Annotated in this window: 24 protein-coding genes and 3 pseudogenes; 24 read left to right on the top strand and 3 right to left on the bottom strand. The window is 37.1% G+C overall.

Going from position 1 to position 26,806, the window contains the following annotated elements; translation table 11 throughout:
• Positions 1-132 precede the first annotated feature (132 nt).
• The 4 genes from OWR28_RS16615 (at position 133) to OWR28_RS16600 (ending at position 3,175) form a co-directional block, all read left to right on the top strand.
• Positions 133-1,053 carry a glutaminyl-peptide cyclotransferase gene (locus OWR28_RS16615; protein WP_332387611.1) on the top strand — a complete coding sequence of 307 codons (921 nt, stop codon included), beginning with the start codon at positions 133-135 and terminating at the stop codon, positions 1,051-1,053.
• A gap of 91 nt (positions 1,054-1,144) precedes the next feature.
• Positions 1,145-2,095 (top strand): hypothetical protein, encoded by a 951-nt coding sequence (locus OWR28_RS16610; RefSeq protein ID WP_332387610.1) that lies wholly within the window; start codon positions 1,145-1,147, stop codon positions 2,093-2,095.
• A 27-nt stretch (positions 2,096-2,122) separates the two neighbouring features.
• A complete protein-coding gene (locus tag OWR28_RS16605) occupies positions 2,123-2,737 on the top strand; it encodes a deoxynucleoside kinase (protein ID WP_002977952.1) in 615 nt (204 codons plus the stop codon).
• 87 nt (positions 2,738-2,824) lie between these two features.
• Positions 2,825-3,175 carry an ArsC/Spx/MgsR family protein gene (locus OWR28_RS16600; protein ID WP_332387609.1) on the top strand — a complete coding sequence of 117 codons (351 nt, stop codon included), beginning with the start codon at positions 2,825-2,827 and terminating at the stop codon, positions 3,173-3,175.
• Between the two features lie 46 nt (positions 3,176-3,221).
• Here the strand turns inward: OWR28_RS16600 and OWR28_RS16595 are convergent, their stop codons facing one another.
• From OWR28_RS16595 to OWR28_RS16585, 3 genes are read right to left on the bottom strand one after another with little or no spacing between them, the layout of a single operon-like run.
• Positions 3,222-3,695 carry a hypothetical protein gene (locus OWR28_RS16595; protein ID WP_332387608.1) on the bottom strand — a complete coding sequence of 158 codons (474 nt, stop codon included), beginning with the start codon at positions 3,693-3,695 and terminating at the stop codon, positions 3,222-3,224.
• Between the two features lie 60 nt (positions 3,696-3,755).
• Positions 3,756-4,061: a DUF493 family protein gene (locus OWR28_RS16590; RefSeq protein ID WP_002977955.1), complete on the bottom strand. Its 306-nt coding sequence runs from the start codon at positions 4,059-4,061 to the stop codon at positions 3,756-3,758.
• Between the two features lie 40 nt (positions 4,062-4,101).
• Complete coding sequence (locus OWR28_RS16585; protein ID WP_332387607.1) at positions 4,102-4,773, bottom strand: DUF4197 family protein; 672 nt, start codon at positions 4,771-4,773, stop codon at positions 4,102-4,104.
• 361 nt (positions 4,774-5,134) lie between these two features.
• Here OWR28_RS16585 and OWR28_RS16580 point away from each other — a divergent pair, with 361 nt between their 5' ends.
• The 20 genes and pseudogenes from OWR28_RS16580 (at position 5,135) to OWR28_RS16485 (ending at position 26,405) form a co-directional block, all read left to right on the top strand.
• Entirely contained in the window at positions 5,135-7,972 is a 2,838-nt protein-coding gene (locus tag OWR28_RS16580; RefSeq protein WP_332387606.1) for a SusC/RagA family TonB-linked outer membrane protein, read from the top strand.
• 3 nt (positions 7,973-7,975) lie between these two features.
• Entirely contained in the window at positions 7,976-9,442 is a 1,467-nt protein-coding gene (locus OWR28_RS16575; protein WP_332387605.1) for a RagB/SusD family nutrient uptake outer membrane protein, read from the top strand.
• A 77-nt stretch (positions 9,443-9,519) separates the two neighbouring features.
• Positions 9,520-10,911, top strand: coding sequence for a glucoamylase family protein (locus tag OWR28_RS16570; RefSeq protein WP_332387604.1), 1,392 nt, complete (start codon positions 9,520-9,522; stop codon positions 10,909-10,911).
• Between the two features lie 75 nt (positions 10,912-10,986).
• Complete coding sequence (locus OWR28_RS16565; protein WP_332387603.1) at positions 10,987-11,694, top strand: prolyl oligopeptidase family serine peptidase; 708 nt, start codon at positions 10,987-10,989, stop codon at positions 11,692-11,694.
• A gap of 79 nt (positions 11,695-11,773) precedes the next feature.
• Positions 11,774-14,100: pseudogene (gene bglX / locus OWR28_RS16560) on the top strand (beta-glucosidase BglX).
• Between the two features lie 92 nt (positions 14,101-14,192).
• A complete protein-coding gene (locus OWR28_RS16555; RefSeq protein WP_332387602.1) occupies positions 14,193-14,588 on the top strand; it encodes a hypothetical protein in 396 nt (131 codons plus the stop codon).
• A 118-nt stretch (positions 14,589-14,706) separates the two neighbouring features.
• Positions 14,707-15,168 carry a hypothetical protein gene (locus OWR28_RS16550; RefSeq protein ID WP_332387601.1) on the top strand — a complete coding sequence of 154 codons (462 nt, stop codon included), beginning with the start codon at positions 14,707-14,709 and terminating at the stop codon, positions 15,166-15,168.
• A 338-nt stretch (positions 15,169-15,506) separates the two neighbouring features.
• Positions 15,507-16,640, top strand: coding sequence for an RHS repeat-associated core domain-containing protein (locus tag OWR28_RS16545; RefSeq protein ID WP_332387600.1), 1,134 nt, complete (start codon positions 15,507-15,509; stop codon positions 16,638-16,640).
• Entirely contained in the window at positions 16,609-17,283 is a 675-nt protein-coding gene (locus OWR28_RS16540) for a hypothetical protein (protein WP_332387599.1), read from the top strand. Before OWR28_RS16545 ends, OWR28_RS16540 begins: the two co-directional genes overlap by 32 nt.
• Positions 17,284-17,460: 177 nt before the next feature.
• Positions 17,461-17,721: a hypothetical protein gene (locus OWR28_RS16535; protein ID WP_332387598.1), complete on the top strand. Its 261-nt coding sequence runs from the start codon at positions 17,461-17,463 to the stop codon at positions 17,719-17,721.
• Between the two features lie 281 nt (positions 17,722-18,002).
• Positions 18,003-18,146, top strand: a complete 144-nt coding sequence (locus OWR28_RS16530) for a bacteriocin-like protein (RefSeq protein ID WP_332387597.1) — start codon at positions 18,003-18,005, stop codon at positions 18,144-18,146.
• A 358-nt stretch (positions 18,147-18,504) separates the two neighbouring features.
• Entirely contained in the window at positions 18,505-19,932 is a 1,428-nt protein-coding gene (purB, locus tag OWR28_RS16525; protein WP_332387596.1) for an adenylosuccinate lyase, read from the top strand.
• A gap of 48 nt (positions 19,933-19,980) precedes the next feature.
• Positions 19,981-20,244: a hypothetical protein gene (locus OWR28_RS16520; protein WP_332387595.1), complete on the top strand. Its 264-nt coding sequence runs from the start codon at positions 19,981-19,983 to the stop codon at positions 20,242-20,244.
• Between the two features lie 67 nt (positions 20,245-20,311).
• Positions 20,312-20,389 (top strand): annotated as a pseudogene (locus OWR28_RS16515) (hypothetical protein); the annotation flags it as partial.
• Positions 20,390-20,494: 105 nt separating this feature from the next.
• The gene (locus OWR28_RS16510) at positions 20,495-20,959 is read left to right on the top strand and encodes a hypothetical protein (RefSeq protein WP_332387594.1); all 465 of its coding nucleotides are present in this window, start codon (positions 20,495-20,497) and stop codon (positions 20,957-20,959) included.
• Between the two features lie 189 nt (positions 20,960-21,148).
• A pseudogene (locus OWR28_RS16505) lies at positions 21,149-24,843 on the top strand (phosphoribosylformylglycinamidine synthase).
• Positions 24,824-25,237 carry a barstar family protein gene (locus OWR28_RS16500; RefSeq protein ID WP_332387593.1) on the top strand — a complete coding sequence of 138 codons (414 nt, stop codon included), beginning with the start codon at positions 24,824-24,826 and terminating at the stop codon, positions 25,235-25,237. Before OWR28_RS16505 ends, OWR28_RS16500 begins: the two are co-directional and overlap by 20 nt.
• Before the next feature lie 209 nt (positions 25,238-25,446).
• Positions 25,447-25,746 (top strand): SGNH/GDSL hydrolase family protein, encoded by a 300-nt coding sequence (locus OWR28_RS16495; RefSeq protein WP_332387592.1) that lies wholly within the window; start codon positions 25,447-25,449, stop codon positions 25,744-25,746.
• A 15-nt stretch (positions 25,747-25,761) separates the two neighbouring features.
• Positions 25,762-26,073 (top strand): SGNH/GDSL hydrolase family protein, encoded by a 312-nt coding sequence (locus tag OWR28_RS16490; RefSeq protein WP_494168482.1) that lies wholly within the window; start codon positions 25,762-25,764, stop codon positions 26,071-26,073.
• A complete protein-coding gene (locus OWR28_RS16485) occupies positions 26,073-26,405 on the top strand; it encodes a gamma-glutamylcyclotransferase family protein (protein ID WP_332387590.1) in 333 nt (110 codons plus the stop codon). Before OWR28_RS16490 ends, OWR28_RS16485 begins: the two co-directional genes overlap by 1 nt.
• Positions 26,406-26,806 lie beyond the last annotated feature (401 nt).

Below are 26,806 nucleotides of genomic sequence, written 5' to 3'. Positions count from 1 at the left end.
TGCTATTTTTGGAGAAATATTTAGAAATTCAATGAAAAAAATATAATAGCGGGTTTCGCAGCGATTTTATTATTGGCGTCTTGTAATAAGGATAAAGAGATTCTTAATACATTAAACACTTATAATACTTCAATGGAAGCGAAGGGATACCATTTCGGAGATAAGCTTGAGCTTCCGAAAGAGGTAACAGAAAATGCAGAAAGCGTAACCATCAGCTTTGGAGATAAAGAAACAACAAACCTTACCATTGATCCTAAATTTTTTACATTAGGTGATAATGCTGTAACGTTCAATATTAAAACAAAAGGAGGCGAAGTCCTGAATCAGGATGCAACCATTAATGTATTTGCAAAAAATCCTGAAAAAAATATCTCTTATCAGATTGTAGCGGAATATCCTCATGATCCTAAAAACTTTGTACAGGGATTCCAGATTGAAGGAAATACCATCTATGAAAGTGACGGGCAGAACGGATCTTCCCAGATTTTAAAGTACACGTTAGGAACAACAACTCCGCTTGCTTCCACAAAACAGGCTCAGGAAGACTTTTCTGAAGGAAGCACCATTGTGGGGGATAAAGTATATCAGCTGACATGGCAGAGTAAAAAAGGCTATATCTATGATAAAAGCTCTTTAAAGCTGCTTTCGGAATTTGCCTATCCAAATGTGCTGGGTGAAGGCTGGGGGTTGACATACGATGGGAAAAACCTTATTGCTTCTGATGGCAGTAAACTTTTATATTTCCTTGATGTTAATGATCCGTCCAAGCTAATCAAGTATATTGCTGTGGCCGGAAGTTCGCAGGCATATGATCAATTAAACGAACTGGAATATCACAACGGCTTTATCTATGCGAATGTCTGGCAGAAGCCCATTATTTTAAAAATCAACCCGGCAAACGGAGAAGTGGTGGGAACTTTTGATTTCACAGAAATTGCAAAACAGAACACCAAAGGAAGTGATGATGTCCTGAACGGAATCGCTTTCAAAGGGGATAATATGCTGGTGACCGGTAAGAATTGGACAAAGATTTACGAAGTTGTTATTAAATAAGAAAGTTTAGTAATAATTTTCATTTGAATAAAATAAAGTATGTAAATTGGTAGCGTTCCTAAGGGAACGCTATCTTTAGTAAAAAAGAATTTTGAGATTACTATATCTGATATTGATTTTCCTTTTCTGTACGGCTTCGGCGCAGAATATTCTTCCTTTGGATACTTTGAAATTAAAGGAAGCAAAGGATCTGCTTGCCGACGACTACGGAAATCTGTATATCTATAAAAACAAAGATTTCAGTTTTACCAAATATGATTCTTTAGGAAAGCAGATCGGAAAAATGATGCTTACCGTTCCATACAAAGTGCAGACTGTACAAAACCCGCTGAATGTGCCGCTGTTTTCTGAAAATGCCCAGGAAATGAAATTTGTGGATCAGAATATGAATGAGATTCAACGACTGGATTTTAAACAGAAATTCGGGTTCATCAGAATGGCTTATGCCGAAGATCTTCAGCAGCTGTGGCTTCTGGATGACAGTACAAAGCGTTTAATACAGTACAATTTCAGGAATGATACAACCATTAATTCTTATCCTTTTGACATCAGCTTTGAAGATCTGATGGATATGCTGGTCTATGAAAATAAGGTCTATATTTTAACGAGAAAACATATCCGAATTTACAGCCTTAAGTTTGAAAAACTTTTCGAAGCTCCTTTGGAAAACGGAAAACGATTTCGGAGAGAGAACGATCTCATCATGGTTGTCGCCGGTAATTTCATCTCACAATACGTTCCTGAAAAAGGAATGATGACTATTTTCGAAGATCCGGATGCGCAAATTGTGGATAAAAACATACTCTCTTATTTTGCAATCAAAGGGAACAAACTCTATCTTTACAGCCTTGAAAAAGTAAAGAAAGCCAAACAGCAAAAACAGCTGGAAGCTCAGCCGGAATCTCAGCAGCAGCCTACGGAAAAACCCGTAGAAAAGCCAGATGAAAATACGGCAGAGAAGCCTTCAGACAATACCTTACAGAAATTGATTGAAGACACTTCCGAAGTTCAGACTGAGGTTATCGAAAAACTTATCAATTAATCAGTAAATACAAGGAAAAAGAATATTATGCATATTGCAGTTACAGGAAACATCGGAGCAGGAAAAACAACTTTGACAACGATGCTTTCGAAGCATTACGGATGGGATGCACAATTTGAAGATGTAGATCACAATCCTTATCTGGAAGATTTTTATTCAGACATGAGCAAGTGGAGTTTTGCACTACAGGTGTATTTCCTGGGAAGCAGATTCCGTCAGGTAAAAGAGATCAGAGAAAGCGGGAAAAATATTATTCAGGACCGTACGATCTATGAAGATGCCCATATTTTTGCTGAAAACCTGAATGATATGAATCTTCTTTCAGACAGGGACTTCAATAACTATTCATCGGTTTTTGATCTGATGAAGTCTTTTGTGTCAGCTCCGGACCTTTTGATCTATTTAAAGTCAGATGTTCCCAACCTGGTTAAAAAAATCTACAAAAGAGGCCGTGAATATGAAGCATCTATCAGTATTGAATACCTTTCAAAACTGAATCAGAAATATGAAAAATGGATTTCCAATTACACAGAAGGGAAGCTTCTTATCGTTGAGGTGGATGATCTTGATTTCGTTGAAAAACCGGAAGATTTCGGATTCATTCTGGAGAAAATTGAGGCAGAACTGCACGGGTTGTTTTAACATATTTTTATCAGTACATTAAGAGAGACTCAGCGTAATTCTTTTTAAATTTGTTTAGGTCAAATTTATTTTTTGAATAATTATATCATGGTAGTTAAAGTTTTACATAACGGAAACTGTTCAAAGTCAAATGCTGTATTAGAGTATCTTGATGAAAACGGCGTGCCTTTCGAGATCATCAATATTCTTGAAGATCCTTTAAGTGTGCTTGAAATTAAAACAGTACTGAAAAAGCTTAATCAAAGTGTTTTTCATATCATCCGTAAAACAGATAAGCTCTATATTGAAAACTATGCCGATAAAAATTATTCGGAAGAAGAATGGATAAAGATTCTTTCTGAAAATCCATCTCTGATACAGAGGCCTATTCTGGTAAAAGGTTCAGTAGCAATGCTGGGAAGACCTATTGAAAATGTAAAGTTCTTTATTGAAAAATAATCAATTTAATAAATAGAAAAATCCGCTCTTTTAAAGAGCGGATTTTTTATTTATTGGGCTCCGTCTTGGGCCCGTTTACCGCATTATATAAAGCTTCTAATTCTTTTGGAGGGCGTCCGGAATCAAAGTCCGAAGAAGTATATTCTTTTCCATCTGAAGTAATGATCATGGATGCTATCATCGCCTGATCAGAATGTCTGCCTGTAGTAGGAGATTTCAGTTCTGATACCCTGGATAAGTCAATAATTCCAGCCAATTGGGAAACCGTTTTCCATTCCGCAGGAGCTATTTTGGTATTAGAGATCTCTTCGTTGATATTGACCTCTTTTGATAAAGGAGTAACGGTAATGCTTCTGCTGAACCCTCTTGTTCTTTCTACTAATTGAATCTTCTCAATCTTTTGCTGTTGCACAGTGTTGGTAATATTTGTTGTGTTGTTTTCGCTGTTATTTTTGTGGATGCAGCTTGTTGCAGATGTCCCTAAAATAACAGTAAACAGGATCAGTTGGATATTCATCATATTTTGTTTGTATGCTTTGGGTAATAAAAAACCGCTTCATTACTATGAAACGGCTTGTTTTTACAATAGAATAACGCCTTCTATTTTTGCTACTTCTTTATAAATATTCACAACCTGATTGGCATCTAAAACAAATGCATTAATGTTGCAGGCTGTGTATTTTCCATTTTTGCTTTCGCGGTTTCCCAGTGTAAATTTAATTCCATCAAAAACTCTGTAAATTTCAGTAAGTTTTGCCTGGTCTGTAGGAATAATAAATTTAAATAAATAATCCTCCGGAAAATCATGATGATCTTCCAGCTTTTCCCTCAAAGACTTGTAAAAATCTTCAGGGCTTGCGTGTTGATTTCCTTGTAATATATCCATCTGCAATTGTTAATATAATATAAATATAACGAAAATTTACCTATTTTCCAAATGGCCCAAGCAGGGATTTGGAGTTCTGGTGCTCATAATCTTCGATGATATTGAATAGTCCGTTTACCAGTTGTTCAGAAGCGAGCTTACTCAATCCTCCTGAATTCACCGTGTTATTATTTCCGCCTAAAAGACTGCCCAGAAAATTACTTCCTGATAATGCTGTATTGATGGTTTTTACAACTCCATACTCATTCAGTTTTTCATCTACTTTAGGGGCAATAGCTGCAATAAGCTGCTGGGATGTTTTTTCTTTCAGAATCTGAGTAGCCGTAGTTCCCTGCATAATTCTCGTTACATCCTGAGCATTCAGACTGTTTACAGCATCCTGCAAAATAGGTTTTGAAGTAGTAACGGTATAAGCCGCTGCCTGAGCAATATAATCTCTTTCTTTTGCCACCAGGGAAGGGGCAATCTTCTCCAGGGTGGTATTGATGTCTCTCAATTCTTTAGGAAGGGCTTTATCTACCATATTATTCTGCAGAAATGCTTCTTTATTACTGTAGATTCCCATTCCTTTATCAATACCATTAAGCAGGATTCTTTTAATTATAGACAGCCCCATATCGGATGTGGCCAATGTTGTGCATGATTGAACACTGGTGGTAATAACAACACCGGTCCCGATAATAAGAGCGGCTGCAATGATATATTTTTTCATTATCTTTTTTATTATCTATTTCTAAATGCTTTTGTCAAAAAGCGCACCAAAGGTAATTACTATTCTCTATTTAACAAAATATTAAATTGAGTACCTATTTTGGTGAATATTGTGTCAAAAAAAGATGAGTTATCCTTTAGAGATATGATGAATAAAAGATAGTAATTTTAAATATAAAATTATAAAATTTAACTATTTGTCATTTTTTGTTTAATAAAACAGATCAATTTTTAAATGTTTAAGATAATTTAACATTGTTGGATATTTTTTATATTTTTGGCTAATGTCTTTTTTTGAGATTTTAAATAACTCCACTTAGACAGGTACGAAATTGAATTTATTTGAATAAAATTGAAACTATATGAAACAAAGTAATTTAAAGTATTCATGTCTCATTGCTGTTCTGTACTTCGGGATGAACGTGAATGCGCAGGTTACACCAGATTCGGCTAAAGTCCAGAAAATTGACGAAGTCGTTATGATTGGATATGGTAGCCGTAAAAAGGTGGATAATACCACAGCTATCAGTTCCATCAGCGCTGAGGAAGTAACCAGAACCAAAGTATTGAATGCATCTCAAGCGATTCAGGGTAAAGCAGCCGGAGTACAGGTTATTGCTTCTGATGCGCCGGGGTCAACACCGACAGTAATGATCAGAGGACTTGGTACAGTGTTAGGTGGAAGAACTCCCTTATATGTAGTTGATGGAATGTATACTGATAACATCAATAATATCAACTCTAATGATATTCTAACCTATGATGTGTTAAAAGATGCTGCAGCATTAGCCATCTATGGTAACAGAGCAGCTAATGGGGTAATCATCATTACAACAAAGTCAGGTAGAGGGAAATTAAGTGTTTCTTATGACGGTTTGGTTGGCTTCAGAAGTCCTTTAAAAACCATCAAAATGGCTAACGGATCTGAATTTGCAAACTATAATAATGCAGGTAAGACAAGTAAATATTTAAATCCTAATCAACCATACAATACAGACTGGTTTAAAGAAATTACAAGAACCGGGATTTACAACCAACATAACTTATCTATTTCCGGGTCTTCGGAAGCTGCAAAATACTTTTTAAGTTTAAGCAATTATGATGAGCAATCTATCCTTAAAGGAACGAATTATAACAGGACTACAGTAAGAACGAATAATGAGTTCAGAATTACAAAAGGTATTAGATTAGCTCAAACCTTAAGTGCTACCTTTACGAATGATACACCTAAATCATACGGTGCTTTTACCAATGCATATAAGCAATCGCCGTTAGTTCCTGTATATTATCCGAATGGAAAGTATGGGCAACCTATTTATGATGCCAATGGCAATATCAGTTATGTGGGAGGACGTTTTAATAATGTTGGAAATCCTGTTATGCAGCTTGCTTACGATAATCAAAAAGGTAAGAACTTTTTATTACAGGGTGGCTTAAAACTAGACATTGATATTTATAAAGATTTAAAGTTTACCTCTCAGTTTAGCGGTGAATACAACAATTATAAATACTACAACTTTGTAAACTCCAAAGCATTCTGGTTAGATAGTGATCCTGCAAGGGTTGAAAGCGGCTATGATGCTTCTCTTCCTCTGACAAGATTAACCAATAAAAATCAAAACTATTATAATTGGGTACTTAATAACTATTTAACATATACCAAGAAAGTAGGAAACCATGATATTGAAATTGTAGCTGGAACAGAAGCTTCAGTAGCAAACGGTCTTGAAACTTTAGTAATCAATAGAAAGAATGTGCCTGTTTCACAAGACTACTGGAATCTGGATGGTGTAGATTACTATGGTAATTTATTTAGTGATAATACAACCAAAGCTATTGAATCTATAAAAGGGAACAGAAACACTACAATTTCTTATTTCGGAAGACTTCAGTATAAATTTATGAACCGTTATTTATTAAGCGGAACAATCAGAAGAGATGGATCATCTCAGTTTGCTGAGGGACACAGATGGGGGACATTTCCATCATTTGGAGCTGGGTGGATCATCTCTGAAGAAAGTTTTATGCAGGATGGGTTCTTTGATCTTCTAAAATTGAGAGGAGGTTGGGGTAAATTAGGTAACCAAAAAGTACCGTTAAATTATTTACCACTTTCATCCGGAGCAACATACAATTACGGATTCGGGACATCAGCTGTAAGTAACGGAGTGACTGTAAATCAGGGATATGATCCGGATTTAGGATGGGAAGTAACTGAAGAAACTTCTTTGGGATTAGATTTTGCAATTTTGGATAAAAGGTTATCTGGTAGCTTTGATGTTTATAACAGAAAAACCAATAACCTTATTCTAGGAGTGGTACCTTATCTTGCAACAGGTATTTCTGATGTGAATTATTCACATATGGGAAGCGTTGTTAATAAGGGGGCTGAGGTGAGTTTAAACTGGTCAGATAAAATAGGTGAAGATTTCAGCTATTCAATAGGCGCTAATTATTCTTACAATAAAAATAAACTTGCCAGAATTGATACCTCAAAACCGGTTTCTCAGATTGTGGGAGGAAACCTAGGCAACGGAGTAGATACCAAACTATTTAATGCTTCAGCAATAGGTTATGCTTTGGGAAGTTTTTATTTGTATGAGACGGATGGTTATGATGAGAAAGGTGATTTGAAATTTAAAGACCTGAATGGTAATGGTATTATGGATGGAGGAGACAGACGCTTCTTCGATTCTTATATACCAAAATCAACACTGGGGGTTAATTTTTCAATGTCTTATAAAAATTGGGATTTTGCACTGAGCGGTTATGGAGCTTTTGGATTTAAAGTATACAACGGTAAGAAAGCGCAAAGAAATGGCGGAGAAAATGTTGAAGCATCTGTAGCGAATGATTTCTGGACTCCTACAAACACTAATGCAGCAAACCCTGTAAATCCTTCAAATATTCCTGTAGCTTCTAATTTCTATTTGGAAAGTGGGGATTATTTCAGAATTAATAATATTTCCGTAGGGTATACATTTAAAAATGTAACGGATTATATGAGATCTATTAAACTTTATGTGAGTGCGATTAATCCAATTGTATTTCAGAAGTATTCAGGATATTCTTCAGAATTATCAGGATATAATCCTACAGATCCTACAGTAGAAGGAGATCCTTATAAACGTGCTGGGATAGAGCTGGATGCTTATCCTACATTGAGGTCTTTTGTATTTGGTGTTAACCTAAATTTTTAAAAAATGAATAAGAAATATATCATAGCAGCTGCATTTTTAATTTTAGGAGCTGTTAACCAGAGTTGCAGCAATGACTTTATTGATGTGTCTCCTACAGAAAAAATTCCCGAAGCTGCTTTGGGTGAAATATATAATAATAATGAAGGGGCTAACAGCTTGGTAACCGCTATATATGCTAAGTTCTTAGATTGGAATATGAGTACTTTTGCCTGGATTGGTGTCACGTCTATTGTTTCAGATGATGCCGACAAAGGTTCAAGCCCAAGTGATTCAGGTTCTGATAAGGATATTCTTGATGCATTGAATTTTAACGCAGCAACTCCATCATTCAAAGAGTTGTTTGCATCCAATTATCAGGGTATTAACAGATGTAATCAGGCATTGAAATATCTTCCTCAATTAGATAAAGCAGACCCACAATTACGTCAGAGATTAACAGGAGAGGCAAAGTTTTTAAGAGCATTTATGTACTTTACACTGGTGAGATCTTTTGGTGGGGTTCCGTTAGTAGATCATGTTCCCGTAACAGGAGTTGAGGCTGATAAACAAATGACACTTACCAGAAAAAGTAAGGAAGAAATTTATGCCTTCATTGAACAGGATCTTAAAGATGCCATAGCTGTTCTTCCCAATAAATCAGCCTATGGGGCAGGTAATATAGGGAGAGCATCTGTTGGTGCTGCCCATGCGCTTTTAGCTAAAGTGTACTTATATCAGAAGAAATGGCAATTGGCTGTAGATGAAACTAATTTGGTTACAGGTTACTCATTAACACCTAATTTCCAGGATATCTATAAGGTTTCTGGAGAAAATAATGCTGAGTCTATATTTGAAATCAATGGTACTGGAGGAACGGCGGGAAGAGCAATTCAACAGTACAGTCAGGTTCAGGGAGCCAGAGGTACTACAGGCTGGGGCTGGGGATTTGCTACGCCAACCCAAGGTTTGTATGATGCGTACTCTGCAACAGATTCCAGAAGAGATGCTACGATTATCCATAGAGATATGACTTTATATGATGGATATTATGTGGGTCCAAATACAGAAAATAAATTTTATAATTATAAGGCTTATTCGTCCAATTATAGAGATCAGGCTTCAACAGACGTCAACATTCGTTACCTGAGATATGCTGAAGTATTATTAATCAAAGCTGAGGCATTGAACGAATTAGGACAAACATCCGCAGCTATTCCTTTCCTGAACCAGGTAAGAAACAGAGCTAATATCGGAAATACTCCTGCTTCTTCTCAGGCAGACGTAAGATTGGATATCTGGAAACAAAGAAGACTGGAACTTGCTTTCGAACATGACAGATGGTTTGATCTGGTAAGAACCGGACAAGCACAAGCGGCTATGGCAGCTGATGGTGGTAAAAAATTCATCGTTGGAAAACATGAACTATTCCCACTACCACAAGACTTTATAATGGAAGCAGGTGGATTGTCAGCACAAAACCCCGGCTATTAAATTTAATCAATAAAACTTTAGAGGAGAATGAAAGTTCTCCTCTTCTTTTAGTTAGAAACCCTATAAAAAGAGATCTCATGAAAAGGAACGTATTATCAATGGCTATTACCTCTTTATTCTTTGTGTATTCCTGTAAAAACACTCCTGTCGCTAAGCAGGAAGCTGGAAAACCTGAAGTCGTAAAAAGCAATATCACGGATGAACAACTGATGGACAGAGTACAGAAAGATGCTTTAAAGTACTTCTGGGACTATGCAGAACCCAACTCAATGCTGGGAAGAGAACGTTACCATGAAGACAATATTTATCCGGATAACGATAAGCACGTGATCACGACAGGAGGCTCAGGATTCGGCCTGGCAACTATTCTGGTAGGAGTGGAAAGGGGATTTGTTCCAAGAAAGGAGGCTGTGAAAAGGCTTACCCATATCATGGATTTTCTGGCCAAGGCAGACCGTCATAAAGGAGCCTGGTCACATTGGATTAACGGGGAAACCGGGAAAACAGTTCCTTTCGGTAAAAAAGATAATGGCGGTGATCTTGTAGAAACGGCATTCCTGACTTCAGGAATACTGATGGTCCGTGAATATTTTAAAAACGGAAATGCAGAAGAAAAAGCCCTTGCAGCAAAATGTGACGAGCTGTGGAAAGGAATCCAGTGGAACTGGTATACCAAAGGAGGAGAGAAAGTCCTTTACTGGCACTGGTCACCGGAATACCAATGGGAAATGAACTTTCCTCTTGAAGGATATAATGAATGTCTGATCACCTATATCTTAGCAGCATCTTCACCTACCTATTCCATTGATGCCGAAACTTACTATAAAGGCTGGACCAGAAACGGAACCTATCTTACAGACAAAACAAAATACGGATTACCTCTGTATGTAAAACATAACTATGCCGAAGAATACGGCGGCCCGCTTTTCTGGGCACAATATTCATATATCGGGCTTGATCCGACAGGATTATCTGATAAACTTGTGAAAAATTACTTTGAGGTCAATAAAAATCAAACCCTTATCGACTATAAATACTGTGTTGAGAATCCTAAACAGTGGAAAGGCTACGGGCCTAACTATTGGGGACTGACAGCCGGTTACACAAGAAATGAGGATGGAAGTACAGGATACACGGCACACATGCCTACCAATGATAACGGAGTGATAACCCCTACAGCTGCATTGAGCAGTTTTCCATATACACCCAAAGAATCGATGGCTTTCCTGAGGTTTATATATACCCAAAAACCTGAATTCATAGGATCTGCAGGACCTTATGATGCCACTTCTATCCATAACAACAACTGGTTTACCCCAAGATATCTGGCTATTGATCAGGGAACCATTGCCCCAATGATTGAAAATTACAGATCAGGATTCCTTTGGAAGCTGTTTATGAATGCCCCTGAAATTCAGCAGGGATTGAAAAAACTAAGCTTTCAGTCAGCTAAATATGGACTCAAGTAAATTCAATAGAAACGGCCTTTAGCCTGTTTAAAATAAAAAGATTCAAATCCGTGGCTTTAGCCAAAACCTGATAATATGAAATTAAAACTGAAACACCTCCCGCTTTTACTGCTGCCGCTTTCACTACAGGTGAATGCGCAGGAAATAAAAGCGGAATTCAATAAAGAAATTAAAAGACAGGAAAAAATGTCTTACGTTCTGGATTACCCGCAGAATGTAAAAGGAAACGTACCGTTACTGGTTTTCCTTCACGGTTCAGGAGAGCGTGGAACTAATCTTGATCTGGTAAAGACACACAGTCCGTTTACCTATAAAAATCTGATCAAGGAACCGGTAGCTATTCTCGCACCCCAGTGTCCGGAAGGAATATGGTGGGATACGGTTACGGTTTATAATCTGATTAAAGAAATCCAGAAAAAATATAAAATAGATGCTTCCCGTATCTACCTTACCGGGCTTTCTATGGGAGGATGGGGAACCTTGAAGCTGGCCATGGAACATCCTGAAATGTTTGCGGCAGTAGCTTCTGTATGTGCTCCTACAGATCAGGTGATGACCGCCAATATTCATCGGTTTAAAGATCTGAATATGAAAATATTTCATGGAGGAATGGATGATATTGTACTTCCTGCCAATGCTTTTAATTTTTATCAGAAGCTGCACCCTGTCAATCCAACGGCAGAATTGGTTATCTTCCCGAATGATAATCATAATTCATGGGATTCAACCTATTCAGATCCTGTATTATATGAATGGATGCTGTCGAAAAAGAAAAATAAGTAATCTGACACACAATGATTGAAAAATAGACCCATCAAATTAAAGCAAAAAATATAAAACAATAATTTAAGAAGATAGATTTATGAAAAAGTTAATTGTAATCGCCACTTTAGCATTGGCTCCCGTAATTTCCGCGCAGGAAATGGTAACGAAGCCCGTTCAGTCCTATCAGACGGCTCAGTATCAGGCCAAAAAGAAAGCTTTTGTAGACAATCTTTTATCTAAAATGACATTGGATGAAAAGATCGGTCAGATGAATCTGCCGACTTCCGGAGATTTCACTACAGGCCAGGCGCAGAGCTCTGATATCGGAAAGAAAGTGGAACAGGGATTAGTAGGAGGATTATTCAATATAAAAGGAGCAGAGAAGATCAAAGCTGTTCAGAAAGTAGCTGTGGAAAAGAGCCGTCTGAAAATCCCTATGATCTTTGGAATGGATGTTATTCACGGTTATGAAACCACTTTTCCCATTCCTTTAGGTTTAGCGGCTTCATGGGATATGAATCTTATCCAGCAGTCTGCAAGAGTAGCAGCCAGAGAAGCTGCTTCTGACGGAATCAACTGGACATTCTCTCCAATGGTGGATATTTCCCGGGAACCAAGATGGGGAAGGGTATCGGAAGGTTCAGGAGAAGATCCTTATCTGGGAAGTGAAATTTCCAAAAATATGGTATATGGATACCAGGGGAAAGATCTGGCGAACGGGAGTAATATCTTAGCTTGTGTAAAGCACTTTGCACTATACGGCGCCGGAGAAGCAGGAAGAGATTACAATACTGTTGATATGAGCCATGTGAGAATGTTCAACGAATATTTCCCACCATACAAAGCGGCTGTTGATGCAGGTGTTGCCTCTGTAATGGCTTCTTTTAATGAAGTGGATGGTGTGCCTGCCACAGGGAACAGATGGCTTCAGACTGAAGTATTGAGAAACCAGTGGAAATTTAAAGGATTTGTAGTAACAGACTATACCGGTATCAATGAAATGGTAGACCATGGTATGGGAGATCTTCAGCAGGTTTCTGCTTTAGCTTTAAAGGCAGGAGTTGATATGGACATGGTGGGAGAAGGTTTTTTGACAACATTAAAAAAATCCCTGGCAGAAGGAAAAGTTACACAGGCTGAAATTGATATGGCGGCAAGAAGAATTCTTGAAGCAAAATATGATCTTGGCTTATTTGATAACCCATACAAACACGGTGACGCAAAACTGGCGGCAAAAGAAGTCTATAATATGGAAAACCGTAATATAGCAAGAAGCACCGCTGCCCAATCCATGGTTTTGCTGAAAAACGACAATCAGGTATTGCCTTTGAAAAAATCAGGAACAGTTGCCGTTATCGGACCATTGGTCAATAACTCCATGAATATGGCCGGAACATGGAGTGTCGCTACAAAACATGCTTCATCAGTTTCTTTAATGCAGGGATTACAGTCAAACTACGGAAAAGAAGTTGAATTTTTATCTGCAAAAGGAGCCAATATAGATTATGATGCTAAATTAGAAGAAATCTATGCGGCACACGGTAAAAAAACAGACAGAGACAACCGTTCCAAAGAAGAGTTGTTAAAGGAAGCTGTAGAGGTGGCGAACAAAGCTGATGTTATTGTTCTGGCAATCGGAGAATCTGCTGAAATGAGCGGGGAATCTTCTTCAAGAACGGAAATCACCATTCCTCAGTCTCAGGTTGACTTATTAAATGAATTGAAAAAACCGGAAAACCTATTGCAATGGTTCTTTTCACAGGACGCCCATTAGCCTTAACGAATGTAAAAGATACTCCGGATGCTATCCTGAATGCATGGTTTGCAGGATCTGAAGCAGGAAATGCAATTGCAGATGTTCTGTTCGGAAAAGTAAATCCTTCCGGAAAGCTTCCGATGACTTTCCCAAGAAGCCTTGGGCAGGTTCCTATTTATTATAATGCTAAGAATACAGGCCGTCCGCTAAGTCAGGATAAAGTGGACAAATGTACGTATGAAAGGTTCCGTTCAAACTATATGGATGAATGTAATACACCTTTATATGCCTTCGGATACGGTTTGAGCTATACGAAATTCAACTATTCCGATATGACAGTTTCCAATACCAACCCGAAAGGAAATCAGACTGTACAGGCATCTGTTACAGTAACCAATGCAGGAAACTATGATGGTGCTGAAGTCGTTCAGCTGTATATCAGAGATATGGTAGGAAGTATTACCAGACCGGTAAAAGAATTAAAAGGCTTCCAGAAAGTATTTCTTAAAAAAGGAGAATCTAAAAAAGTAACTTTCGATATTACTCCTGAAAATCTGAAGTTCTATAACGGAGAATTGAAATATGACTGGGAACCAGGCGAATTCGACATCATGATTGGAACAAGTTCTGATCAGGTACAACACTCAAAAATTAACTGGACCAAATAATATAGGAAAGTTACTCACAGAATTGTGTATTATGTCTTTTTTGGCATGATTTTTAATAATACCTCGGTAATTACTATTATATGCAAATCGACATGAAAAAAACAATTTTATTGAGTACAATGTTCCTTGGTTCTTTGGTATTCGCACAACAAACTCACAAAGTAGGTGGTGACAGGGATGCACATGGCTGTATCGGTTCTGCAGGGTATACTTACTCTCAGATTAAAAAAGACTGTGTAAGAACTTTTGAACAGAAAATCAAGTTGACAGAAGTAGCTCCAAAAGAAAGCTATACTTCCATAGCTGCAGTTATTTTCAGCAAAGACATGAAAAAGGCTGAAGTTTTTGTTAAAGATGCAGAGACAGGAAGTATTATCCTAACCAGAGCGGGTAAAGCCAAAGCATGGAAAAAGGATGGCTATACATTGGTTCCTTACAAGAAAAACGGATACCAGCTTAAGAAAGATAATATCGTGATCTATCAGTAGATCAGATTTAAGATGAAAAAACCACTCCCAGGAGTGGTTTTTTTTGTACCTTAGAGAGAAATTAATTAATATCACTTTTTGTGATATTTTAACCAATCAGAAAACAAAAATTTTACCTATGAAAAAAATAATTTTACTCAGTGCCTTGTCCCTTGGTTCCATAGTTTTTGCACAGAAAAGTGCTCCTGTCCTAGGAGGTGACAGAGATGTTCACGGCTGTATCGGTTCTGCAGGATACACCTACTCACAGTTAAAAAACGACTGTATAAAAACTTTCAGTCAGAAAATAAAGCTCAAAGAAGTTAACCCGGATAAAAGCTATACTTCAATGACAGCCGTAATTTTCAGTAAAAACATGAAAAAAGCTGAAATTTTTATTCCGGATGGAATGGCTAAGAGCATTATTCTGGATAAAGAAGGCAAAGAAAAAGTCTGGAAAAGCGGTTCTCACATTAAAGACAGCTATATTCTGACACCCTACAAAAAAAGTTACCAGATCAAAAAAATGATGTTGTTATCTATCAATAGATCAGATTTAAAAATGGAAGCCACTCGGAAGAGTGGTTTTTTTGTGCATTAAAATGAATTGATAAATTTTTATACGACAAGTTTTGTCGTTGTTGATGGATATTTTTACATCATAATAGAATGAAAATAGATATAAATAGATTGAATTTGATTATTAATAGTATGATTTACAGAATACCACATTAAAATAATTTTCATGTCTTAAAAACCTTTGAATATGATCACCAGGAAAGACTAGTCAGACACTGGAACCAGGTAAATGGAGGGGCTCAGGAGCTTCTGGCTGAAAATCTTTACAATGATCTGGGGCAGCTGCAGACGAAAAACGTAGGAAATACTACAGGTAGCCCACTGCAAAGTATAAAGTATGCCTACAATATCAGAGGCTGGATGACAAAAGTGAATGATCCTTCCAATCTGCAGAATAAACTTTTTGCATACGAACTGCGTTATAATAATCCAAACAGCCAGTTTTCAGGTTCTGCGAGGTATAATGGAAATATTTCCCAGATGTCATGGATTACCCAGAATGATGCGGTACTGAGAAATTACTCCTATGAATACGATGCGCTTAACCGACTTAAAGAAGGGCGCTTCTGGGATGCCATGAATTTGGAAAGAGGAGAATATCATGAACAGTTGACTTACGATCTTAACGGAAACATAAAAACGCTTTTAAGAAGAGGAAGACAGCTTCCGGGATATACAGCCCCTGAAGTAATGGACAATCTGGAATACCATTATGAAAACGGGGAACAAAGTAATAAATTATCTTACCTTAAAGAAATTGGAACCGGAAATGCCATCAGCGGATATCCGTTAGCATCAGGAAGTACAGGAAGCACCATTACTTATGATCTCAACGGAAATATGACCACCCAATTGGATAAAGGAATTTCCTCCATCCAATATAATTATCTAAATTTACCGGGTAAGATTACCCAAAACTCAAAAGTAACAGATTATATTTACCGGGCAGACGGAGTGAAAGTAAGAAAGGTTTTCGGAACAGAAACCACCGATTATCTGGATGGCTTCCAGTATATGAATTCAATATTGAAATTCTTCCCTACAGCAGAAGGATATTTTAATGTTGAAACCGGAAAGTATGTGTATAATTATACGGACCACCTTGGAAATACCAGATTAAGTTATACTAAAAGTGGAGCAGGAACAGAGATCATTGAAGAGAGTAATTATTATCCGTTTGGATTGAAGCATGAGGGATATAATGCATTAGCAGGAAATCCAAGTTATAAGTACAAATATAATGGCAAAGAGTTGCAAGAGACTGGAATGTATGATTATGGAGCGAGATTCTATATGCCTGACTTAGGACGATGGGGTGTTGTTGACCCGTTGGCAGACCATTCACATAATAAAACACCATATAATTATTGTTCTGGAAACCCAATTAACAGGTTAGATTCTGATGGAATGTGTGATGACCCGAATTGTCCTCATGGAGGATTGCGTCGTGCCTGGGATAGTGTTGGGAGATTTTGGAGCTTGGGGATATGCTAACAAAAAAGAAAGTAATGTAAAGAAGAGTAACCAAGTTGAAGTAGGTCTTTTAGAATCTATTGGGCAATGGTTAGATGAGCCTGTTGAGGCAGGAACGGCTCAAGCAGCAGAAGATTTAGCACATAGTAGTATCCCTGGAAACTTTACAATACCTGATACGAATGAAGGAGTCTTATTATCTATTGCTGTAGCTTTTGGTTCCGCAATGCAGGATGCTAATGGATTTAGATATTCTAGATATGTTCCTAAAAGTACACCAAAGTTTTCAGCAAAAATAAATGGTCGTCACAATTTAAATTCTACTTCAATAGCGGGAGGGAAAACACGTGCAGGAACTTTTGCTCCAAAAGAAATATTAGATTTGGATATAACCACATACAATGCTGGCAATTTCTCGAATGCAAATAATGGAAATGGAGATGTAATTATTAATGGTAGAATTTATGGTATAAAAAATGAGGGTCAAACATTATTTCCTAGAAGTGGAGGAGCTCCCGAATTTCAAGATTTATCTCAAGGGCAAATTAAAGCAATACAATTGATGAAAACGGTACCTACTAATAAAGTAGATCAAGCCTTAAAAGGAGCCGGTGTATCTAATATAGATATTAACTTTGCAAAAGAGTTTATAAATAAATATTAATATGATTCATTTTATTTGTTATTTAAGGAGAAAAAGAAACGATAATTATATTATTAAGTTATTAAAAGAGATTTTTAACTATGATATAAAAGAAATTAGTAATCTCATGGATGATAAAAAAGTTTAATTAAATTCGAGAACCGCATATTAGATGATATTTCGGAGTTTCAAGTTGAGTTGAATATTTATTGTATAGATGAAGGAAGAGCTAGAGAACTTAAACTTAATAACAACGTTTCTGTAGGTATAGCTATCTCAAATAAGATTCATGAAGATGTTGTTGTTAATGATAATATTATATGTGATGAACCTTATCAATGGATTCTAATAAAGCAAAATAGTTTATTTTTAGTTGAAGAAGATGACATAGAGGATAGTAATGGAATCACATTAAATCAAAATAATAGAGTCGAAATTACCTATAATGATGAAAATTAATGAGTTTTAAAGCTGTGAGCTCCCCACTGGCGCGAGCGTCCGCTCATGTCCACAAATAAAACAAAACCTCTGCAACAGCGGAGGTTTTTTTATTCCTTGTTTTAAGAAACTATATTAACATACAAAATTGATCATCCAAAGTTAATAAACAAATTTTATTGTAAATATTATAAAATGAACATGTTATGTTTTTGTATTCCAAAAATATGTATATTGGTATTACCAAATTAAAGCGTAATCCGAAAAGCATATAGAGTAGGAGAAAATCAAAAAATATTACTATGAAAAATCTAAGAAAACTTTCGAAAAGAGAATTAAAAACTGTTCAGGGCGGTATCCCGATGTGTCTTGCTGGGTACTTCTGGTGTTCATTGGAAAGAAAATGCATTCCGGTAGGGTCACCATGCGGACTTATTATCGAGTAACTAATTAAAAATAGTAAAAACAGGCTGTCCCAGAAATGGGATAGCTTTTTTATGTGCTTTCCCATCAATCGACTTAGGAATCAGGAGCGTTAAGAAAATTTGAATGGAATCCGTTAAAAAATTCCACTGTCTGAGCATGGGACTTGTTCAGAACCGAAGCAGAACCGGATGATCCATGCGGGTTTGGAAATTTTAAGAGTCCATTCCAATTTTTAGCGGATGATTCCGTCTTGAACTTTTGCATGCTTTTGTTTCAAGACAAAGTATAAGTAAAATCATGAATGAAAATCATCAAAGCTGGATTTTCATCTCTCACTGAAAAACCGTATTTTTGTACATCTAAAAAGTAAAAGAACGAATGAATTCCTACAAAAATCCATTGGAAGAGCGCTACTCCAGTGAAGAAATGTTATTTAACTTCTCACACAATAACAAATTCCAGAATTGGAGAAAGCTTTGGATAGCTCTTGCTGAAATCGAAAAAGACCTTGGACTTGAAATTACAGACGAGCAGATCGCTGAGTTAAAAGCTAATGCTGAAAACATCGATTATGAGAAAGCAGCAGAGTATGAGAAAAAATTCCGTCATGATGTAATGGCTCACGTTCACGCTTACGGGGATGTGGCGCCTTCGGCAAAAGGAATTATCCACCTTGGAGCAACTTCAGCTTTTGTAGGAGACAATACGGACTTAATTCAGATCCGTGACGGACTTTTAATCTTAAAGAAAAAGTTGGTTAACGTCATGAAGAACTTAGCAGATTTTGCTATTCAGTATAAAGACCTTCCGACTTTAGGATTCACACACTTCCAGCCGGCTCAGTTGACAACAGTTGGAAAAAGAGCTACCCTTTGGTTACAGAGTTTGGTTCTTGACATCGAAGAACTGGATTTCTTCCTTGAAACACTTCGTTTCAGAGGAGTAAAAGGAACTACAGGAACTGTTGCAAGTTTCCTTGAATTGTTCAACGGAGATTATTCCAAAGTAAAGCACTTAGATAAAGAACTTTCAAAAAGATTTGGCTTTGATAAGGTTTTCGGGGTTTCCGGACAGACTTACGATAGGAAAATTGATGCGAAAGTAGTTGCTTTATTAGGGAATATTGCACAATCTGCCCATAAATTCACAAACGATTTACGTTTACTTCAGAACCTTAAGGAAATTGAAGAACCATTCGAGAAAAACCAGATCGGTTCATCGGCAATGGCTTACAAACGTAACCCAATGAGAAGCGAAAGAATCGGAGCATTGGCAAAATATGTAATGTCTCTGACAACAAGTTCTGCAATGGTAGCTTCTACACAATGGTTTGAAAGAACATTGGATGACTCTGCCAACAAGAGATTAACCATTCCTCAGGCGTTCTTAGCGGTGGATGCTATTCTGTTAATCTGGAATAACATCCTGAACGGAATCGTTGTATATCCGAACAGGATCAACAAGCATATTATGGAAGAACTTCCTTTCATGGCGACAGAATATATCATCATGGAAGAAGTAAAAGCAGGTGGTGACCGTCAGGAAATCCACGAGGTAATCAGAGTTCATTCTATGGAAGCTTCCAAGAAAGTGAAAGAAGAAGGAAAAGAAAATGACCTTATCGAAAGAATCCTGAATGATGATTCCTTAAAACTAGACAAATCAAAACTGAAAGAAGTTTTAGATCCTAAAAACTTTATTGGTTTCGCGCCGATTCAGACGGAGGAATTCGTCAAGAACGAGGTACAGCCGATTATAGACCAAAACAAAGACTTAATAGGATTGGAAGCTGATCTTAAAGTATAAAACAATATGCAGTCTTTTCGGCTGCATATTTTATTTCCAGCCTCAACTATGAAAAAACTGTTTTTAACCATTTTATTGATGCCGGTCATGTCTTTTTCTCAGGAAAAAGAGGTGTTAAAATATTTTATTTCCAAGGACAGTTTGGTGGGGGTGAAAAATCAAAAAGGGGAGATTATTATTCCGGCGCAGTTTATTAATCTTACAGGAATGAAAGACAACGAAATTGTTGAGAGTACAAATAATACTATTTTTTTGATTCTTCTCTGGCTGATAAAAGTAAAATTGAGAAAATTCCTGGGGAGTTGTCTTTGACAGAAAAGGAAATTTTCTTTACCAGCCCTATTCTTACGACAATGGAGCAGATTATTTCTCTGAAGGGCTGAGAAGATTTGTTAAAAACGGAAAGGTAGGATTTGTAGACAGAAATGCAAAAACAGTTATTGAGGCTGAGCATGATTTTGCATCTCCCTTCAATTACGGATATGCTGCATTCTGTGATGGCTGTGACTGGGAAAAAACAAATGATGAACACAGATCTATTGTAGGTGGAAAATGGGGAGTAATGAATGTCAAAGGAGAAACTGTTCAGCCATTAACAAAACCAACAGCTCAGGATGTTGAAATAGAGGGTAAATACTATCCTAATCCGTTTCAGTACAATGACAAGGAGAAGAAAATCCTTCAGTTCTTTGAAAAGCAGAAGAAAAAGCTTTCAGACCTCTATTATGTGAACTTTTACAATAAACTGTCTGAAAAAGAAAAGAACCTGTTTTTTGAAATCGTAGAAAGACCAAAAGAAAATTTCCCCTATTATCAGGTGAATACCTATGATTACAGGAAAAAGGATCTGGATATGCTTTATCGTTTCAAATTCCTGGTCTCAGAAGATGGTAAAACATTTTATGCCATAGAAGATTATAATGATAAAAAAGTTCCTTTCGAAAACTGGCTGAAAGAAGAAATAAAAAATGCAGAGGACTTTCAGAAAGAGCATAAGGATAATCCGAATAAATTTATCAATAAATAATATAAAATTGGAAATTCGGAAGTTCAAATTTGAAGAACATACGACTTATTCCTTTAAATTTGTACGGAATAATGGCTGGAGAGAAAATCTCTTTCAAAAGTTTCCAATATAGATGGGTTTAAAGAAAGAAGCTTTAACTCAGCAAAAGTAAAAAGAAAAATAAATCTAATATTAAAAATCTGACATCTAATGTCTAATAACAAAAGAATTTTCGTAGAAAAAAGAGGAATTTTCGATGTTGAAAGTCCAAAAATTTTTGATGAAGTAAAAGCGGTGGTTCCGGCAGTTCAAAGCGTGAAAGTATACAATGTGTACGATATTTTCAATCTGAACGACGGAGAATTTGAAAAAGTGGTGAACAACACTTTCGTAGACCCTGTTACTGATATTTTGCATACAGAAAACCTTGCAAAGGCTATTCATTTCGGAATGGAATTTTTACCGGGACAGTATGATCAGAGAGCAGATTCTGCACAGCAGTGTATCGCTTTGCTGACTGAAAATGAAAAATCAAAAGTAAGAAGTGGAAAACTGATCGAATTTGAAGGGGTTTCCGAAGCTGATTTGGTTAAAATCAAAGACCTTCTGATCAATAAAGTAGAATCTCAGGAAAAAGACTTTTCTGTTCTGGATATTCCTGCAGAAGAAACACCGTCAAAAGTGATCATTCACGAAAATTTTATTAATTTCAATGATTCGGAACTTGAAACCTTCTATAACAATCATGGTTTTGCATTAGGATTGGATGACCTGAAATTCATCCAGGAATATTTCAAAATTGAAGAAAGAAATCCTACGGAAACAGAATTAAAAGTATTAGACACGTATTGGAGCGATCACTGTCGTCATACGACATTCGAAACAGAATTGTCAGACATTCAGTTTGAAGGCCAGTTCAAACACACATTGGAAACTATTTTCAATGATTATATCGAAAAAAGAAAATTCTTAGGCCGTGAGCTGAAGCCGATTTCCTTAATGGATCTGGCAACAGTATGCGGTAAATATTTCCATAAAACCGGAAACCTTGAAAACCTTGTAATTTCTGATGAGATCAATGCTTGTACCATTCAGATCGAAGCAGAATATGACGGTAAAAAAGAACCCTGGTATTTATTATTCAAAAACGAAACACACAATCACCCTACGGAAATTGAACCTTTCGGAGGAGCTTCCACCTGTTTGGGAGGAGCAATCAGAGATCCTTTGTCGGGAAGATCTTTCGTATTCCAGGCCATGAGATTAACAGGTGCTGCAGATGTTTTGGAGCCGGTAGATAAAACATTACCAGGAAAATTACCTCAGAAAACCATTACGAAACAGGCAGCCAACGGATATTCATCTTATGGTAACCAGATTGGTCTTGCTACGACAATGGTTTCCGAAATCTATGACGAAGGCTACAAAGCCAAGAGAATGGAAGTAGGTTTCGTTACCGGAGCTGTTCCAGTAGATTGGGTAAGACGTGAGAAACCTGCCAATGGCGATTCAATCATTATTTTAGGAGGAGCCACAGGCCGTGACGGAGTAGGAGGAGCAAGCGGAAGTTCAAAAGAGCAGGACGAGACTTCTATCCACACCATGAGTTCAGAAGTTCAGAAAGGAAATGCTGTGGAAGAGCGTAAAATTCAGAGACTATTCAGAAATCCTGAAGTAACGAAGCTGATCAAAAAATCAAATGACTTCGGAGCAGGAGGTGTTTCTGTGGCAATCGGTGAAATTGCAGACTCTTTAGAAGTAAATCTTGACGTATTGCCATTAAAATACGAAGGATTAAACGGAACCGAACTGGCTATTTCCGAATCTCAGGAAAGAATGGCTGTGGTGGTAGATCCTCAGGATAAAGAAAATTCATCAAATTCTGTGAAGCTGAAAACATTGTTGCGGTAGAAGTAGCAAAAGTAACAGATTCAGGAAGAATGCAGATGTTCTGGAAAGGAGACAAAATTGTAGACCTTTCAAGAGCTTTCTTAGATACCAACGGATGTTCAAAATCCCAGGAAGTGAAAATCACTCATCTTGAAGAAGTAAAAGAAGAAACAAAAGCTTTCACAGCAGAAAACTTCCTGAACACCCTAAAAGATAAAAACGTAGCTTCCCAGAAAGGATTGCTTGAAATGTTCGATTCTTCAATCGGGGCCACAACAGTAGCAATGCCTTTAGGAGGGAAATACCAGCAGACCCTGATGGAGGGAAGTGTGCAGACACTACCGGTTTTAGGAGCAAAAGATATTAAAACCGTTTCTTTGGCAAGCTGGGGATTCGATGCTGAAATTTCAAAACAAAACTCTCTGTTAGGAGCATCTTATGCCGTAGTGGAAAGTGTTGCGAAGATCGTGGCAATGGGAGGTGATTATAAAAACATCAGACTGAGCTTCCAGGAATACTTCGAAAAGTTAGGACAAAACCCTGAGAAATGGGGGAAACCTTTAGCTTCACTTTTAGGAGCTTATGATGCGCAGATCAATTTAGGTCTTGCAGCTATCGGAGGAAAGGATTCCATGAGTGGAACGTACCAGGATCTGAATGTTCCGCCGACTTTGATTTCTTTTGCATGTGCCAACGGAGACAAAGAAAATATCATTTCTCCTGAACTGAAAAATGCAGGAAACAAACTGTATTTCTTCAATCACACTGCCCGGGAAAACGGACTTCCAAACTATGATGCTTTAAAAGAAGTTTTTGAATTGATCTTCGAAAATATCAAAGCAGGAAAAATTGTTTCTGTGAAAACAGTAAAAGAAGGAGGTCTTGCCGTAGCATTAGCAAAAATGAGCTTCGGAAACAGGTTAGGAGCTGAAATCAATGCTGATGAAACTGTTTTATTGGCTAAAAATATCGGAAGCTTAATCATTGAAGCAAAAGAAGAATTAAGCTCAGCAGCTCTTCAGTTTATCGGAGAAGTAAAAGATTCAGGGACTTTAAAAATCAATGGTCTTGAATCTAACATTACAGACCTTGTAGCAGCCAATACCAATACATTCGAAAATCTTTTCCCAACAGTTGAAAAGGAAAAGATCACGGTTGAAATTGATGAAAAATCAAACTCAATTCATCCAAGAAATATCATCATTAAAAAGCACGGTATTGCTCAACCAAAAGTATTTGCTCCGGTATTCCCGGGAACCAACTGTGAATATGATACACTGAATGCATTCCAAAAAGAAGGTGCTGTAGTAAGCAGCCTTCCTTTGATCAATATCAATCACCAGTTACTGGATGAAAGTATTGATGCCTGGGTAGAAGAGATCAGAACTTCTCAGATTCTGGCTTTCTCCGGAGGTTTCTCCGCAGGGGATGAGCCGGATGGTTCTGCAAAATTCATTGTAAACGTTCTGAAAAACGAGAAAATGAAAAATGCAGTTCATGAATTATTAGACAGGGATGGTATGATCATCGGGATCTGTAACGGGTTCCAGGCACTTGTAAAATCAGGATTGCTGCCTTATGGAAGAATAAAAGATCTGGATGAAAATTCTCCAACGTTAGCTCACAACGCGATCAGAAGGCATATTTCCCAAATGGTAACGGTAAAAGTAGTAAATGATGAAAGCCCTTGGTTAAAAGGAATGAAAGATCAGACTTTCACTATTCCTATTTCTCACGGAGAAGGACGTTTCATGGCTTCAGAAGAAGAAATCAGAAAACTGTATGAAAGCGGGCAGATTGCAACCCAGTACATTGATCTTGACGGAAATATTGCCCATGGGATGCCTTTCAACCCGAATAACTCATTATTCGGAATCGAAGGAATCACCAGTCCATGTGGAAAGATATACGGAAGAATGGGACACCCTGAACGATTTGCTGAAGGTCTCATGAAAAACATACCAACCGCGAATTATCACAACATATTCAAAAACGGTGTTGAATACTTCAAATAACAATACAAGAAAAATGATCGTCATCCATGGCGGTCATTTTTCGTCTTTGGCAGGTTTCTATGAGGAAATTTCCAGCGTCATGATGAAAAATGCGGATTGGAAGGTAGGAACATTGGATGGATTTGATGATATTCTCTACGGTGGTTTCGGAGTATTCGAAAATAAAGAAGAAATTGAAATCATCTGGAAAGAATCACAAAAGTCAAAAGAAAATTTAGGCTTTAATGCTACCCGTGAATTCTATGAAAATAAAATCAGGCAGGGAAAACCCTTCAACATAGAATTAATTCAACAAAAATTAAATGATTTATTGGAAGGAAAAGGGCAGACACTCTTTGATATTCTGATGGAAATTATAGAATCACATACCAATATTACGCTGACATTAGAATGATGAGTAATGAGTAATGAGTAATGAGTAATGAGTGGAAACTTTTTCAGCCACCTTCATCAAATCAACAAGTTGATTCTTCCTTTGTTTCCTTGAACTAAGAGAATAATAAGATCCTGCGTTAAAATCCCATAAATTCAGAAGTTTTAATAATCCCGGAATAGTTTTTCTTCCTATTTTTACTTTAACAAAACAGGAAACAATAAAGTTGAATGAAAAAGATTACTTACGGGCTGTTCTTCGGTGACAGCATTACTTACGGGGAATATGACGGTATTTTTGGAGGATGGGTAGATATTCTGAAAAGATATGCCTTACAGAAATTTCATGAAGGAAACGGAGATGAGCTGATTCTTTTCAATCTCGGAATAGGTGGAGAAACTACAGAAGGCTTACTCAAAAGAATTCCTCATGAACTGGAGGCCAGAAATTCTGCTGACGGGAACATTATTTTTAAGCTATGGCGCCAACGATCTTGCTGTAAAAGGTGGGATTCAGGTTGTAGCACGTGAAAAATTTAAAAAAATATTACGACGGCTGTCAATCATGCCAGACAGTTTTCCAATGAAATTTATCTTGTGAGTATTCTTCCCTTTTCTGAAAAGGTAAACGGAGTCGTGGTAAGTTCAGGGAAATTGAGAACCAATGAAGAAGTGATTGTCTACAATCAGATTCTTAAAGATATTGCTGCAGAGCATTCGCTGGGGTATATTGATTTCTATTCGGCTTTCCTTGCTGATAAAGAGGTTCTGCTTTCTGCAGACGGTGTGCATCCGAATGAAAAAGGCTATGGAATGATGGCTGAAGTAGCTATACCAATTATTGAAAAATATTTATAATGGTTTATTTGTTTTCTTATGGAACCCTGCAGAAAGAACAGGTGCAGCTTGAAACTTTCGGAAGACTTTTAGAGGGAGAAAAAGATATTTTATCCGGATATCAACTTCATATGCTTGAGATTACAGATCCCGAAGTACTAAGAAAAAGCGGACAGAAATACCATCCGGTGCTAAAGTTTTCAGGTAATGATAATGATCATATAGAAGGTGTGCTTTTTGAGGTAACCGAAGCGGAGATCCTTCAGGCAGACGAATATGAAGTGGATGACTACAAAAGAATTGAAGCCATTTTTAAATCCGGAAAGAAAGGATTTATTTATGTCGGGAAATAGTTCCCCATCTTAAAACATCCCCATGCTGTCATTGCAAGCAAAGCGAAGCAATTTCAATAAGAATTAAAGCACTAAACTCATGTAATTTTATCTTTGGTCAACACTCTCTTTGTCATTCCGAGCAAAGCAAGGAACCTATACTTTCATATACTCACAGATTAATAGCTTATGAAGTTTAGATACCTTGCGGAATGGACAAAGGCTATGGATAGATTGTTTATATACAAAACTTCCATTTTAAACACTAATGACACTAATATTACCACAAATACCACGAATAAAATATCCAATAGGAGTGGGCTTTAGCCCACTCATTTATAAATGCAAAATTCACCGGCTTCAGCCAAAACGTTAAAAAACTGCTGACATACACCTGTCACAACCTGTTCCTATCTTTGTCC

It is taken from the genome of Chryseobacterium sp. 1B4 (assembly GCF_036631475.1).
GTDB lineage: Bacteria > Bacteroidota > Bacteroidia > Flavobacteriales > Weeksellaceae > Chryseobacterium.
Note: the sequence above shows the minus strand (reverse complement) of the source record. Positions and strands in the feature narration are given on the sequence as shown.

Coding starts and splice junctions, on each gene's coding strand:
- OWR28_RS16580 (WP_332387606.1), top strand. CDS start 5,135: ATGAAACAAAGTAATTTAAAGTATTCATGTCTCATTGCTGTTCTGTAC.
- OWR28_RS16545 (WP_332387600.1), top strand. CDS start 15,507: ATGACAAAAGTGAATGATCCTTCCAATCTGCAGAATAAACTTTTTGCA.
- OWR28_RS16575 (WP_332387605.1), top strand. CDS start 7,976: ATGAATAAGAAATATATCATAGCAGCTGCATTTTTAATTTTAGGAGCT.
- OWR28_RS16605 (WP_002977952.1), top strand. CDS start 2,123: ATGCATATTGCAGTTACAGGAAACATCGGAGCAGGAAAAACAACTTTG.
- OWR28_RS16530 (WP_332387597.1), top strand. CDS start 18,003: ATGAAAAATCTAAGAAAACTTTCGAAAAGAGAATTAAAAACTGTTCAG.
- OWR28_RS16570 (WP_332387604.1), top strand. CDS start 9,520: ATGAAAAGGAACGTATTATCAATGGCTATTACCTCTTTATTCTTTGTG.
- OWR28_RS16590 (WP_002977955.1), bottom strand. CDS start 4,061: ATGGATATATTACAAGGAAATCAACACGCAAGCCCTGAAGATTTTTAC.
- purB (WP_332387596.1), top strand. CDS start 18,505: ATGAATTCCTACAAAAATCCATTGGAAGAGCGCTACTCCAGTGAAGAA.
- OWR28_RS16510 (WP_332387594.1), top strand. CDS start 20,495: ATGAATGTCAAAGGAGAAACTGTTCAGCCATTAACAAAACCAACAGCT.
- OWR28_RS16550 (WP_332387601.1), top strand. CDS start 14,707: ATGAAAAAAATAATTTTACTCAGTGCCTTGTCCCTTGGTTCCATAGTT.
- OWR28_RS16485 (WP_332387590.1), top strand. CDS start 26,073: ATGGTTTATTTGTTTTCTTATGGAACCCTGCAGAAAGAACAGGTGCAG.
- OWR28_RS16600 (WP_332387609.1), top strand. CDS start 2,825: ATGGTAGTTAAAGTTTTACATAACGGAAACTGTTCAAAGTCAAATGCT.
- OWR28_RS16615 (WP_332387611.1), top strand. CDS start 133: ATGGAAGCGAAGGGATACCATTTCGGAGATAAGCTTGAGCTTCCGAAA.
- OWR28_RS16495 (WP_332387592.1), top strand. CDS start 25,447: ATGAAAAAGATTACTTACGGGCTGTTCTTCGGTGACAGCATTACTTAC.
- OWR28_RS16585 (WP_332387607.1), bottom strand. CDS start 4,773: ATGAAAAAATATATCATTGCAGCCGCTCTTATTATCGGGACCGGTGTT.
- OWR28_RS16565 (WP_332387603.1), top strand. CDS start 10,987: ATGAAATTAAAACTGAAACACCTCCCGCTTTTACTGCTGCCGCTTTCA.
- OWR28_RS16555 (WP_332387602.1), top strand. CDS start 14,193: ATGAAAAAAACAATTTTATTGAGTACAATGTTCCTTGGTTCTTTGGTA.
- OWR28_RS16595 (WP_332387608.1), bottom strand. CDS start 3,695: ATGATGAATATCCAACTGATCCTGTTTACTGTTATTTTAGGGACATCT.
- OWR28_RS16520 (WP_332387595.1), top strand. CDS start 19,981: ATGAAAAAACTGTTTTTAACCATTTTATTGATGCCGGTCATGTCTTTT.